This window comes from Paenibacillus sp. plas6, from assembly GCF_057221655.1.
In genome coordinates this window covers 2,383,731-2,397,876 of record NZ_CM170151.1, presented here as the reverse complement: position 1 = coordinate 2,397,876, position 14,146 = coordinate 2,383,731, and the positions used below count along the sequence as shown (strand labels likewise).

The 14,146-nt window shown below is 40.1% G+C and carries 10 protein-coding genes; 3 read left to right on the top strand and 7 right to left on the bottom strand.

Annotated elements, in window-relative coordinates; genetic code table 11:
* Positions 1-8: 8 nt before the first annotated feature.
* Positions 9-1,070 carry an LLM class flavin-dependent oxidoreductase gene (locus AC2TDL_RS10820; protein ID WP_484696145.1) on the bottom strand — a complete coding sequence of 354 codons (1,062 nt, stop codon included), beginning with the start codon at positions 1,068-1,070 and terminating at the stop codon, positions 9-11.
* Between the two features lie 110 nt (positions 1,071-1,180).
* The gene (locus tag AC2TDL_RS10815; protein ID WP_484696144.1) at positions 1,181-2,053 is read right to left on the bottom strand and encodes a LysR family transcriptional regulator; all 873 of its coding nucleotides are present in this window, start codon (positions 2,051-2,053) and stop codon (positions 1,181-1,183) included.
* Positions 2,054-2,207: 154 nt separating this feature from the next.
* Between AC2TDL_RS10815 and AC2TDL_RS10810 the strand changes: the two genes are divergently transcribed.
* Together AC2TDL_RS10810 and AC2TDL_RS10805 are read left to right on the top strand one after the other, a co-directional pair.
* Positions 2,208-3,215 (top strand): DMT family transporter, encoded by a 1,008-nt coding sequence (locus AC2TDL_RS10810; protein ID WP_484696143.1) that lies wholly within the window; start codon positions 2,208-2,210, stop codon positions 3,213-3,215.
* A gap of 179 nt (positions 3,216-3,394) precedes the next feature.
* Complete coding sequence (locus AC2TDL_RS10805; protein ID WP_484696142.1) at positions 3,395-4,957, top strand: IS1182 family transposase; 1,563 nt, start codon at positions 3,395-3,397, stop codon at positions 4,955-4,957.
* Between the two features lie 190 nt (positions 4,958-5,147).
* Here the strand turns inward: AC2TDL_RS10805 and AC2TDL_RS10800 are convergent, their stop codons facing one another.
* Both AC2TDL_RS10800 and greA read right to left on the bottom strand, forming a co-directional pair.
* Entirely contained in the window at positions 5,148-9,494 is a 4,347-nt protein-coding gene (locus tag AC2TDL_RS10800; RefSeq protein ID WP_484696141.1) for a LamG-like jellyroll fold domain-containing protein, read from the bottom strand.
* A gap of 489 nt (positions 9,495-9,983) precedes the next feature.
* Complete coding sequence (greA, locus tag AC2TDL_RS10795; protein WP_484696140.1) at positions 9,984-10,451, bottom strand: transcription elongation factor GreA; 468 nt, start codon at positions 10,449-10,451, stop codon at positions 9,984-9,986.
* A gap of 282 nt (positions 10,452-10,733) precedes the next feature.
* On the opposite strand from greA, the gene AC2TDL_RS10790 reads away from it, so the two are divergent.
* Positions 10,734-11,801, top strand: coding sequence for an endonuclease/exonuclease/phosphatase family protein (locus AC2TDL_RS10790; RefSeq protein WP_484696139.1), 1,068 nt, complete (start codon positions 10,734-10,736; stop codon positions 11,799-11,801).
* Between the two features lie 155 nt (positions 11,802-11,956).
* On the opposite strand, the gene AC2TDL_RS10785 is transcribed toward AC2TDL_RS10790, so the two are convergent.
* From AC2TDL_RS10785 to AC2TDL_RS10775, 3 genes are all read right to left on the bottom strand, one after another.
* Positions 11,957-12,814, bottom strand: coding sequence for a class II fructose-bisphosphate aldolase (locus AC2TDL_RS10785; RefSeq protein ID WP_484696138.1), 858 nt, complete (start codon positions 12,812-12,814; stop codon positions 11,957-11,959).
* 140 nt (positions 12,815-12,954) lie between these two features.
* Positions 12,955-13,659: an SDR family oxidoreductase gene (locus AC2TDL_RS10780; RefSeq protein WP_484696137.1), complete on the bottom strand. Its 705-nt coding sequence runs from the start codon at positions 13,657-13,659 to the stop codon at positions 12,955-12,957.
* 21 nt (positions 13,660-13,680) lie between these two features.
* Complete coding sequence (locus AC2TDL_RS10775; protein WP_484696136.1) at positions 13,681-14,130, bottom strand: VOC family protein; 450 nt, start codon at positions 14,128-14,130, stop codon at positions 13,681-13,683.
* Positions 14,131-14,146 lie beyond the last annotated feature (16 nt).

The window sequence follows — 14,146 nt, the reverse complement described above, 5'->3', positions numbered from 1 at the left end:
ATAATCCATTATGCTTTTATTCCTTGTTCTTTCTCCCACTTTGCCACTTCTTCACGCACGATCGGTGCAACCACTTTTCCGTATAGCTCAATTCCGTGCATCACCTGATCATGCGGCATCGTGCCAAGTGGCATATGAAGCATAAAACGAGTAATGCCAACATGTTTGCGTAAATTTATAATTTTTTGTGCGACATACTCTGGATCACCTACATACAATGCCCCTTCGATACTTCGCGCATAATCATAGGTTTGTCTTGTATAAGGGCTCCAGCCACGCTCCTTGCCAAGTTGATTCATCACAGCAGCTGTCGATGGATAAAACTGTTCTACAGCCTGCTCTGACGTGTCAGCGACAAAGCCATGCGAATGCGAGGCAACAGGAAGTTTGCTAATATCATGTCCACTGCGCTGTGCGGCACGCTTATACAGCTCTACAAGAGGTGCAAAATGATACGGACTCCCGCCAATTATCGCAAGCACAAGCGGCAAGCCAAGCACACCAGCACGAATTACAGACGCTTGATTTCCCCCGCTGCCGATCCAAATGGGCAACGGCTCCTGTACCGCTCGAGGGTAAACACCGCGATTATTAATGCTTGGACGATGAGTGCCACTCCATGTAATCATTTCATTTTGCGTTAACTTAATAAGTAAATCCAGCTTTTCATCAAACAATTCATCATAATCGTTTAAGTCATAACCAAATAACGGAAAGGACTCAATAAACGATCCTCTGCCTGCCATAATTTCTGCACGCCCATTCGAAATTGCATCAACGGTTGCAAATTGTTGATATACTCTAACAGGATCATCTGAGGACAGCACAGTTACTGCACTTGTCAGCCGTATATTTTTTGTGCGAGCAGCCGCTGCAGCCAATATCGTTGCTGGACTTGATGCAGCATAATCTCGACGATGATGCTCTCCTACACCATACACATCAAGCCCTACCTCATCAGCAAGCACAATTTCTTCTACAACTTGTCGAATCCGTTCTGCATGAGAGATTAGCTCTCCAGTATGTGGATCAGGAGTAGTCTCGACAAATGATGAAATTCCAAGCTCCATAATAATCACTCCCAGTAAACGAATAAAAGGTTGCTCTACTCCATTGTGCCTGTATTTTTATATTTTTTCAAGTTACTTTATTTTTTATTGTAGAAATAAGTTTATCTTGCTTAATTTATACGAAGTTTGTCCTGACTATGATTGCGAATCTCCTCGATAAAATGCGCCAGCGAACGTGTAATATACGCATCCTTGCGCCAAATAAAGATCGTTGTAATATCACAGTACGGCTCTGGCAGAGGATGCTCCTCGACAACCTGCTTTTCAACAAGCTCCGTTACCGTAGATTGCGGAATAACTGTTACACCTATACCAGCAGCCACACTTCCAATAATCGTTCCAAATGTACCAAACTCCATAATTTTTCGCGGAATAATCCCTTCAACCTTCATCCAGCTTTCTAGCCGACCGCGATAACCGCAGCCTTTATGATAGAGCAGAAACGGTGTTGTTGTAAGCTGATCCATCGTAAAGCTATCTCGCTTTGCTACCAAAACAAGCCGCTCAGAAATGACTGGAATTTGCTCTACATTCGGATGCCGGAGCGGACCTGTAACAAATGCCCCATCAAGCTTCATATCCAGCACATCCTGTACTAATTGATCGGTAACTCCTGCCATCAAGGAAACTTCAACATTCGGATAATGATCGTTGAAGGAGGATAAAATATGCGGAAGTGCAGTTACTGTTTCCACAATCCCGATTTTCAATAGCCCGCTCGCTTCTGCTTTATCCTGAAAGCTCATTTTAAGCTCTTCCACCTTAGCGATAATATCTTTTGCATATTCTAACAATCGCTTGCCTTCAGAATTAAGAATCATACCGCGCTTATGTCGGCTAAATAAAGGCGTATGCAATTCCTTCTCCAACAGCTTAATCCGCGCAGTAACATTGGACTGCACATAACTAAGCTCTGCAGCAGCCTTACTAATGCTCCCAAGCTCTGCAACCTTCTGAAATATAATTAGATCGTTTAATTCCATTGCAATCTTCCTTGCATCCTAGTTTAAATATCATTATAAATGATAATAAACTTTATTTACAATCATTTTACATGTTATCTCGATTTTAATATGATAAAGTACGTAATGATAAAGACCGTACATAACTTATCTTAAATTAGGGTGGAGAATACTCGTGGCCAAAAATAAGATTTTACTTGGTGCAGCGCTATGCTTAATCGCTAGTATGTCATGGGGAGCAATGTTTCCAGTTGCACATGAAGCGTTAAAACATATTGATCCTTTCTATTTTTCATTTATTCGCTATTTTATTGTTGGCATCTTACTTGCAGTCATTTTATTTGTTAAAGAAGGCAAAGCTGCATTCCGCCTCGAAGGTCGCGGTTTAGCGTTAACCTTTTTCGGCTCGATGGCATTTGTCGTCTACAATATGTGTGTGTTTCTAGGTCAACAACAGATGGGGACGACAGGTACAATTATCGCCTCAATTATGGAAGTGCTAATGCCAGTTATTACAATTATTTTGCTTTGGATCTTTGCTCGTCGCAGACCAAGTGCATTTACATTGCGTAATATTTTCGTTGCTTTTATAGGAGCACTATTTGTTATTACTCGCGGCGACTTTACATTTTTCACAACGGCCGACGGCAAACTTCTCCCGCTGCTTTCGATTTTTATTGGCGTCATCGGTTGGGTCGTTTATTCGCTTGGCGGTTCGCAATTTAAGACATGGTCGACGTTGCGTTATTCTACAATAACTTGTCTGCTTGGTAATGGTGTCGCATTCATCGTAGTTGCTATAGCAACTGCGGCTGGTTGGCTAAGCATACCGAGCTTAGAAACGTTAGTTTCGATTAAATATGAAATGGCATTTATGAGCTTGCTGCCTGGACTTATCGCACTTCTTAGCTGGAATAAAGGATTACAATTACTATCATCTACACATGGTGTGTTATTTATTAACTTTGTTCCAATTACAACATTTATTATTATTGCATTCCAAGGCTACAGCATTAATGCCTTTGAAATTGGCGGAACATTGATTATTATTTTAGCTTTAGCTCATAATACATTAAATCAAAGCGGTACTTGGAAGCCGCTGCCGCGTCCAATTCGCGCCTATGCTCGTTATTCGCGCTTTCAATTATTTAAGGCGATGCGTGCATTAACATCAAAATTGTAATCAGTCATATTGATAAAATGAAGCTAAAGAGGCTGGGACAAAATAACCCAGCCTAACTAAAAACGGCGGTGACGTTTACGAAAGTAAAATGTCATCGCCGTTAAATTTTTAAATACAAAAGGAACACCATCTGTTAAAATTTTAGTACTCCTACAAAAACATTAAAGAAGGTGTTCCTTATGTACAAACAGTATAACATGAACCAATTAGTTTTGCCTCTAAATTTAGAAGTTAAATTAAATGAAAAAGATATTGCGTTTGCCATTCATCATTTGGTCGAAAGTATTCCCGATGAAGCGTTTCGTTCGTTTGTTCGTCGTGATGGTTGTCCATCCTATCATCCTCGCATGATGCTCAAGATCATTCTATGTGGCTACACCCAATCTGCCTTTTCTGGTCGTAAAATTGAAGCTCTAACGAAAGACAGTATTCGGATGATGTGGTTGGCACAAGGCTACGAACCTTGCTACCGCACAATCAATCGTTTCCGTGTTCATCCTGAGATGAAGGAATTAATCCGCCAGTGCTTTGTTCAATTTCGCTCGAAGTTAGTAGAAGAAAAGATCATTCACCAAGAAGCGATTTTCATTGATGGTACAAAGATTGAAGCGAATGCCAACAAGTTTACGTTTGTATGGAAAAAAGCCGTGGACAAGCATCATACTCGTCTAATCGAGAAGTCGAATCAATTGTACAACGAGTTATTGGAACAAAAGATTATTCCAGAGCTCGAACATGAGCAGGAACTCTCTACGGAAAACTTGTTGGAGATCGCAGAACACCTCGAACACGTGGTTGAAAGCTATACAGAAAAGATGGAAGCATCCGAAAATACGAGCGAACGAAAGCAATTACGAAGCAAGCGTAAAGTGCCAAAACAAATGCTCAAGCAAGTCCGTGAATGGATTGAACGAAAGAAAAAATACAAGCAGCATCAACAACAGTTTGGAGATCGAAACAGCTATTCGAAAACCGATCCGGATGCGACGTTTATGCGGATGAAAGATGACTATATGAAGAATGGTCAGTTAAAGCCTGGATACAACGTACAAATTGCGACAGAAGGACAATATACACTGGCGTATGGGATCTATCCTAATCCAACAGACACGAAGACGCTCATTCCTTTTCTTAATGAAATTGAAAACCAATACTTCGACTTACCTACCTACATCGTGGCGGACGCAGGCTATGGAAGTGAACAAAACTATGAGGATGTCATCACCAATCGCAAGCGTGTTCCATTGATGAAGTATACGATGTATGAGCGCGAACAAAAGAAGAAGGTAAAGAACGATCCCTTTCAACCGAGAAACTGGCAGTACGATACGGAGGAAGATCGATATACCTGCCCTAATGATCAATATCTCACCTTTCAACGCTATGCTACTCGTAAAGATAAAGGCGGGTTCCAACGTCAGTTTAAGATCTATTCATGTTCGGATTGTACAGGCTGTTCCTTCCGAACAAGCTGCACAAAGGCAGGAGAAGGACGAAATCGACAACTGTTAATAAACGATCGTTGGGAACAACAAAAAATATATGTACAAGAACAGCTTTCAGAAGAAAAAACAGGGGAGATCTACCGTCAACGAAAAATTGACGTAGAACCAGTTTTTGGATTCTTGAAGGCTAATTTAGGTTTCACTCGCTTTTCAGTTCGAGGAAAACGGAAAGTTGAGCATGAGATTGGACTTGCCTTAATGGCAGTAAACTTAAGGAAATATGTGCTACGAACGTAGCATAGCATTAGAAAAACAGAGCCTAAAATGAGCAAACGGTGAAATCTTTGAACAGATTTCACCGTTTGCTTGTTTTAAGAGACAAGTTTTGTCCCAGGCTCTTTTTATTATCCCATAAAACATCTACAATAATTATTTTGCTCTGCTTTATTGCTTATCTTTCCTTAAGTCATGAGTTAAGCAGCCCATCTTATTTATGAAGCTCGGCAACCTGCTCATCAGTTAAGACATAATCGAAAATATATAGCTCATCAATAATGCCTTTCGTTGGTGCATCCCAATGGTTGACGGCAATAGCGATTGTCGAAGCATCTGTTTCATTGAACAATACCGGCATATTGCTGTATTGATTCACTAACTCACCATCAATATATAGCTTAAGGTTACTGCCTTGCACCGTAACGGTTAAAGTTACCCATTTATCAGTTTCTAGCTTCACTCCACTTAAGCCGTCAAACCAATTTTTGTCCCCTGACCATAACAAGTATTGTCCTGTGCGGTTAGCATCGTTATCGAAATTTAAGCCTCCTGGAACTAGGCTTAGCCATGTTCCTTCAGTATTTTGGACAAAAAACAGCGTACTGTATAAGCTAAACTGGTCAAATTTTACTCTAGTAGAAATCGTATAATCTTGACCGCTAAAGTAATGATTAGGCAAGACAACCCCGTGACTGCCATCTAACACTAGACCAGTATGCTCCTGTTCTTGGTCATTGAAGCTAGAAAAGCTAGGCTGATCAGCAGTAGTGCTGGAGATAACATTGCCTACATATGTTGCCGACTCTAGACCATTGATCGCTTTGTTATCCAGATCCTGCTGGAAATCATAGTAAGCGACTGGACCATCTACGACATATAAGGTATAGCTTTCCGAAATGCTCGGATTTACTGCTGAAATTGCTGTAACGGTAGTCTTTCCTGCAGTGAGCCCCGTAATTGCACCAGTTTGCGAATGAATCGAAGCAATGCTGTTATCATCAATGCTCCAAATTAATTCTGTGTCCGCTGCTGGTCCTGGCATAGCAGCAACTTGCTTAGGCGTATAAGTCTGCCCTACTGAAATGATTTTGTCTGTAATCGGCATATAGATGCCAGTTACATCAATCGTATCATCTAACAGAGCTTGAATTTCAGCTTGCGTCAGTATGCCATCGTATACTTTTAACTCATCAATATAGCCTTTATATGGAGCATCCCAATAGTTAACAGCAAGCGAGCTAATCGAGTCGCCATCGGAGAATAGGTCAGCGATACCATAGCTGCGATATGTTAATTCCCCATTGATATAAAGACTAATTAAGCCTTCTTCAACGGTAAACGCAAGATGCGTCCAATCACCAATTTTTAATTTACCTTTTCCTTTAGCATCGAACCAACGATCAATTTTCCCTTCGCGATGCCATAGCTGCGTATCACCAGCCGCATTGCCTCCAGGCAATACACTAATCCAATCATCGGTAGATTCTGCTGCAAAAAACGCTGTCGTATAGTTAGTATGCTGTTCAGGTTTAAGCCACATTGCCACGGAATAAGTATAGCTGTCTAGTAAATCATTTGGCAGCAGCACGCCAGACGCACCGTTAAAATAGACAGCTTTATTGACAATGCCTGTATCGTAGGAAACTGAACCGCCAGCACTAATGATCCGATCGCCTACAACTGTTCCTGTCATACTGCTATCTAATGAATCTGTTAAGTTATCTTCAAAGGCGTAATGCGCCTTTAAGCTCGCTGCAGGCACTGGTTTTAATGTTACGTTAAATTGCTTGGAATATTGCGCACCATTTACTGTAAAGCTTGCTGTTAGCGTAACTACTTCCTCTTCTTCAGCAGAGGATGGTCGAGTTATTTTTCCTTCATTAGTTATTAGCTCTGGATTTGATGAGCTCCAATTTATCTCTATTCCTCTCGTTGCGATTGTTGGTAATGTAAAGTCATTAGCAACAAGTTCTGTATTGCCAATTGACAAATCATTGAGAATGTCCTCAGCAAGTCCTTCTATATAGTCCAGCTTGCTTCCCCAAACATTTACTCCCTCATTGCTCATTGCGGCAAAAACCATCACATAAGCTTCTGAAGCTGAATCCCACTGATAGAGGAATGCTCCCTTATACTGCTTTCCATCAATTGAAAGAACTGCGTTATATTCATCCTTCAATTCCCATGTTCCGCTGACAGCCCCGCTAATTGTACCGTCTTGCTCCAGCTTAATATATTGTGAATGATGAACAGTTTTTGAGACATCACGACCATGATTAATATAGCGATATTCGCCGATAATTTCGTCAGTTGTTACTTTAGCTAAGCTTTCCCCGCTATAACGATACGGTGTAGCAACAAGCCAGCCATCTTCATTAACAATTAGCTGGTGTACACGAAGCTGATGACCGTCAACACTTTGCGAGAAACGCGTATGGAATACGACAAAACGTTTTCCATCCTCATCGAGCAATACTGAGTTATGTCCAGGAGAAATATATTGAATACCGTTACCACTTCCAGGCTCTCCTACATAACGATCAAATGAATAATGCCCCATTAGTTTATTACCGTAATTATCTAGCGATGCTGATGAGTTTGGCAAAACTGCGTTGTTGCCAGCAGCATCAAGGAATGGACCTGTTGGCGATTTGGAACGGAATACTCGCATATTGTATTCCCCATCAATACCAAGCCAGCCATAGGTTACAAAAAGATAGAAGTATTCTGTTTCAGGATCATATTTAATATAAGGTCCTTCACCTGATTTTGTATAGCCGCCTGAAATTTTTGTTCCGAAATAACGGTCAATCATGCGACCATCTTCCGTTTCTCCGTCTTCTCCTGGATAAATTGGTAAGCCAGTAGTCGGATCAATTTCTAGAACAAAAATTCCACCTGACCAGGAGCCATAACTCATCCATAATCTATTTTCGGTATCACGGAATAAATTTGCATCAATTGCGTTCGGGAATAAAGAATTATTATAGCTTCCATCGTTTTTAAACCAGTCTAAACGTACATTTTCTATTACATCATCTTCAATTAGATCTGCAATATTTGTATTTTGCCAATGCTTGTCGATGTTGCTGTTGGCATCCTTGGCTGATACATTCGTAAAACCAGAATAAACGATAGTAGCAACATATTGATATGGGCCGTCAATATTTTTTGAAGCTGCGACCCCTATCGCTGAACGAATATAGGTAGATGATACTGAATAGAAAATTAGATATGCACCTGTAGTACCATCTCCATTGTCAAATTCATCAACCCAAATGACATCAGGTGCCCAAACAGCAAAGCCTCCTAAGCTGTCCGAATCGTTATAACCAGCCCATTTAAATGATTCCTGCAAATTTTCAACTAGTTCGCCGTAAAGTTTATTATTAGTTTCTGCATAGCCATTACCAATCGATTCCCATCCAATTAAGTCTGAGGATACTGCAGCAGCCCCATGAGAGCCAAATACATAATATTGGTTATCAGCTTTTACAATTGAAGGATCATGAACCGATACTTCAGCAAATTGAGGAGCTTCTGGTGTTGCTGTCGGCTGTGGTGACGTTGATGGTTCTGGTGATGTGGTTGGCTCCGGTGATGTTGTCGGCTCCGGTGATGTGGTTGGCTCCGGTGATATTGTCGGCTCCGGTGATGTGGTTGGCGCTGGTGATGCTGTTGGTTTCGTTGTTGGCCGCGAAGTCGCAGTTGCAGTTGGTTCTGGAGTTGGAGTATGACTTGGTGCTGGAGTCGTTGCATCGCCGAATCTAACATCGGTTAAGGTGATGCCCTCTTGCGTGTCAGCTATAATTCGTCTACCAACTGTACTATTTTGAATATCTACATTGCCTGCAGAAGCACCTTTACTAATATAAACATTACGCTCAATCGAGCTGTTTTTTATGACAACATTTGGTGAATTAATTAAAATATTTTTTGCTTTAAGATCGCTATACTCGCCTGGCTCCGTAATAATAACATCAACAATATTGTCCAGCATCGTAACTAGCTCAGCAAATGTGACCCCTTTTTCAGGCTTAAAGCTTCCATCTGGATACCCATTTAAATATCCCTCAGCAACTAATGATTGTACGGAAGCTCTGCTCCAAGATTTGAGCGATGCATCATCATTAAAAGCTGAGCTTTGCTTAGCGTTATGAACTGAAAAAACTCTGCTTAAAATAACTGCTGCTTCTTCTCGTAAAATCGGCTTATTTGGACGAAAACTTCCGTCCTCATAGCCCTTAATATATCCTGCCGTAGCAGCGATATTAACGATTCTAGCATCATCTGATTGCGGATCAATATCACTAAATGAAATATCACTTAGCTCACTAAGCCCTAACACATGATTAATGATTTTAATAAAGCCTAGTCGAGTTAGCTGCTCATTCGGTTCAAACCCATCAGGCAGCAATCCTCGTTCCTCCCATTTTTTCAAAGTACTCTCTGCCCAATGACCAGTTGCTGTTTGTGCTGATAATATAGCGCCATTCGGCAAAATAAGCATAAATGCTAGTAAAGTGCACAACCATAACTTTAATTTGTTACGCACCATTTTGCTTGCCTCCTTCAAATAAGATTGCTAGCTCCATTCAAAAAATCCCCTTCTGATTACTGTTTACGCTTAGCTGTTTTATCTAAGATTCAAGCAGCATGGTCAGATTAATTAGCCTTTAACCTCCTTTCTTAACAAGAAAACGTTTACAGTAATCGCTTTCAAAAAACAGTATTCTTACTGCTCGCAAGGTAAATTCCGCAAACGTTTCTTAATTCAAATATTAATTATTAGTTATTTCGTTAACGTAAATATAACCAATCAAATTTGCATAGTCAATATCTAATTTGATTGATTTTTAAAATTTTTAGAAGACATTTTTCATCGTTAATTAAATTATTAATCATTTTTATTATAACAAACCAATTATACATTTTACCCCTTTTCCTGCATAATAAAAAACCGTGCAATCAACATATTCCCCATCTAAATTTTAGAAGAGAATCATTGAATGCACGGTTATGTAGTTAATTTAAACCGACTTGCTTATTATTTAATTTCCAAAAGCTTATAAATAATTGTACCGACAGGCGCTTCTACTTCAATAATATCGTTCACCTTTTTACCAATAATACTTTTACCTAGTGGACTTTCAAAGGAAATGCGATTATTTGCTACATCAGCTTCTGCTTGACCTACAATAGTATATTCCACATTTTCATCAAATTCTTCATCATACAATACAACTGTCGAACCGATTTGTACACCAGCATTCGGATTGGACTTCACAATAGTCGCTTTACGAAGCATATTTTCAAGCTGTTTAATTCGAGTTTCCATAAATGCTTGATCATCCTTCGCAGCATGGTATTCGCTATTTTCACGCAAATCCCCATAGCTAATCGCCAGTTTCAAACGCTCCGCTACTTCACGACGTTTAGGTCCTTTCAATTGTTCCAATTCTTCAACTAGCTTGTCGTATCCTTCTTGTGTTAATACAATTTGTTCATTTTCCATTAGGCACAACCTCCGAACTATTTGCAGCTCCCGAGACAATGACATAATATTAGAGCATACTCTCGGACAGCTTATTTGAACGTAATTTATATATACCTTATTATACATCTTTACTACCTGGATAAAGAAGTAATTTTTTTGATTGGTATACGATGCTTATGCTCTTTTCACTCGTCTTAGTATTTACATTTTAAACAGCTTTTACTATATAATTTTTCCTTTTACATAAATGGCAATGCTATAATGAAATTATAGCTTGCTCACTTTCTTTTAGGAGGGGATATGTTGAAAAGACGCTTTTTTAAGTTCTTTGGCTGGTTGATTGGAATATTATTTTTATCCTTTGGTGCTTTAATCGGTTATATCACCATAACAGATTATAAACCTGAGCAGCAAGAACAATTACTTATACGTCACCCTCAACATAACACAATCGAAGTATTTAGACCGTTCACGATTACAACAATGAATATCGGCTATGCTGGACTTGATGCGCAACAAGACTTTTTTATGGATGGCGGAAAACGATCCCGCGCTGCCAGCAAAGAACAAGTGCAAAAAAATTTACAAACGACAACAACGCTGCTAACTAACTTAGATTCTGATGTATATTTACTGCAAGAGGTTGATGTTAATGCCTCTCGCTCGTATTCTGTTAACCAAGTGACTGCCCTCCAGGAAGCCTTCCCGCTACATAGCAGTGTATTTGCCTATAATTACAAAGTAAAATGGGTTCCTGTTCCTTTATTTCATCCAATGGGCAAGGTAGAAAGCGGACTGCTCGCTTTAAGCAAATATCAGATTTCACAACAAACTCGCTTTGATTTACCTGGCAAGGAAAAGTGGCCTGTGCAGTTGTTTGAGCTTGATCGCGCCTTTATCGAGTTGCGCATGCCAGTAGATAATGGCAAGGAGCTTATTGTATTAAATGTTCATTTATCAGCCTTTGACAAGGGCGGAGAAATCCGTAAACAGCAGCTGCAGTTTTTACGCAACTATCTTGAGGCCGAGTCAGCTAAAAATAACTATATTATTGTCGGTGGCGATTGGAATCACGCTCTGCCTGGAACAGATCCTCATAGTTTTAAATCGCAGCAAACTTGGCCAGAATGGCTGCAAAAATTCCCTGAGGATCTAATCCCTTCAAACTTTAGCTGGGCTGTTAACAACAGTGTACCAACAGTGCGCACGCTAGATATTCCATATGAGCCGGGCAATAACTTTACAGCAATCATCGACGGTTTTCTTATTTCCTCAAACGTAGAACTTATTAGTGTCGATACAACAGATAACCAATTTGTCAGCAGCGATCATAACCCCGTTACAGGAACATTTAAACTAAAACCTTAGCCCTTAGCTTCCCTATATAAATTAAATAAGGAAACAAGTAAAAGACCGCAAGCCCTATCGTATATTACCTATAGAGCTTACGGTCTTAAATTGTTCAATAATAGGTTAGATTGAATCCACCTAAGCTTGTCTAGCTAATAAAGCTTAATGATTTATTACGCTTTATTGTTAGAACCAAACTCACGAATTTTACCAACAACCGTTGCTTTAATTGCATCGCGGCCTGGAACGATGTATTTACGAGGATCGTAAACTTTGCTGTCGTTAGCAAGCACTTCACGAACTTTAGCAGTGAAAGCAATTTGGTTTTCAGTGTTAACGTTAATTTTAGAAGTACCACGAGCAATTGCTTTTTGGATTTGCTCTGTAGGGATACCAGTACCACCATGTAGAACAAGAGGCATATTAGTAAGCTTACAGATTTCTTCCATTTCATCAAAACCTAGTTTTGGTTCGCCTTTGTAAGGACCATGAACAGAACCAAGAGCTGGAGCAAGTGCATCGATACCTGTACGTTGTACAAGCTCTAAGCATTCCTGTGGATCAGCATAGATTACGCCGTCAGCAACAACGTCATCTTCTTGACCGCCAACAGTACCTAGCTCAGCTTCTACAGAAACGCCATGTGCATGTGCATATTCAACAACTTTTTTAGTTGTTTCAACGTTTTCTTCAAACGGATGATGAGAAGCGTCGATCATTACAGAAGTGAAGCCAGCATCGATTGCAGCTTTACATTTTTCAAAGCTGGATCCATGGTCTAGATGAATCGCAACTGGAACTGTAATATTCATTTCCTCGATTAGCGCTTTAACCATAGCAGTAACAACTTTGAAACCGCCCATATGACGAGCTGCGCCTTCAGAAACCCCAAGAATTACTGGTGATTGCTCTTCTTGTGCTGCAGCAAGGATCGCTTGAGTCCATTCAAGGTTGTTGATATTGAATTGACCAACCGCATATCCACCTTTAAGCGCTTTGTTTAACATGTCTTTCATTGATTCCAATGCCATTAATTATTCCTCCTAACGTGATTCCACTACCTATACTTATTAATCATATCCATTTTGCTTGAGAATTACAAATGGTTATCCAACAATTGTTAAGAAAAAAATAAATAAAACGCTTTCTTTATTAAATTTTTTGTCACCTTCTAAAGCGGCATTGCTTTACCGCTATAATCAATGAAAACTAAATCGGATTTCACAGCAACTTTTCGTTCCATAATATCAATAATTGCTACCGCACTTTCGTTAGGAGATAATGGAGCATTAGTGCCCCCCATATCTGTTCGCATCCAACCAGGATGAATACTCCAGACATTGATTCCGCGCTTAGCTAGCAATTGTTTTAGCTGCATGGAAAACATATTGAGGGCAGCCTTAGACAAGGCATACGGGTAATCTCCTCCGTATGCCCCCTGAAGGCTGCCTGCCTCTGACGATATATTAATGACAGTGCCGTTTTGATCACGGAGCAAGGAAAGAAAATGCTTAACAACCCGTATCGGACCAAACAGATTAATATCAAAGCTAAGCTCTACCTCTTTTAAATCCAAGCTTTCAATATCTGCATTCCTACCAAGAAGAACTGCTGCATTATTAATAATGCTATCTAGCATTACTCCAGATTGTCGCACTTGCTCGGCAATAGCAGCTATAGAAGCTTCATCACGTACATCCGCCTGAAAAACAGTTACTTTGTTATTCGGTATCGCATGACTATCTAGTGCCTGTGCTAGCTGTGTAGCGCCTTGCTTATCTCGCACTGTTGTCAATACATGATGCCCTCTTTTGGCTGCCTGCAGCACAAGCTCTAGCCCTAAACCGCGATTTCCCCCTGTAATCAATACGTTCATCGCCAGTTTCTCCTTTATCTTTTAATCGTTTTCTAGCAACTCAAGAATAACTTTTAATTGTGGGAAGGTGTCAATATAAGCATATCGTCCCCCTGTATATTCACCGCGCTGCTGCAATGGAAAGCCCGCCTTGCCTAAAAGCTCTATTTTTTCATTCATTCCTTTTACTTCAAAAGCGATATGATGCACACCTTCACCATGCTCATTTAAATACTGTCTCCATGTGCTTTCATTTTCATCTGGCTGAATAAGCTCCAACTGCAACGAGCCCATATCAAAAAAAGCAAGCTTTGCCTTAGCAGTCGTCGGTTTACCATTGTACTCTGTACGAGCTAACTCATAATCATCGGTCCAAAAGCTTTGCGGCTGTTCTACTCCAAAAAAATCTGCATATGCTTTGCTCACTTTATCTACATCATGCACCAAAATCCCAATTTGCGTAACTACGTTATTTCCTAATAAGCCTGACATTGTCATTTCTCCTTTT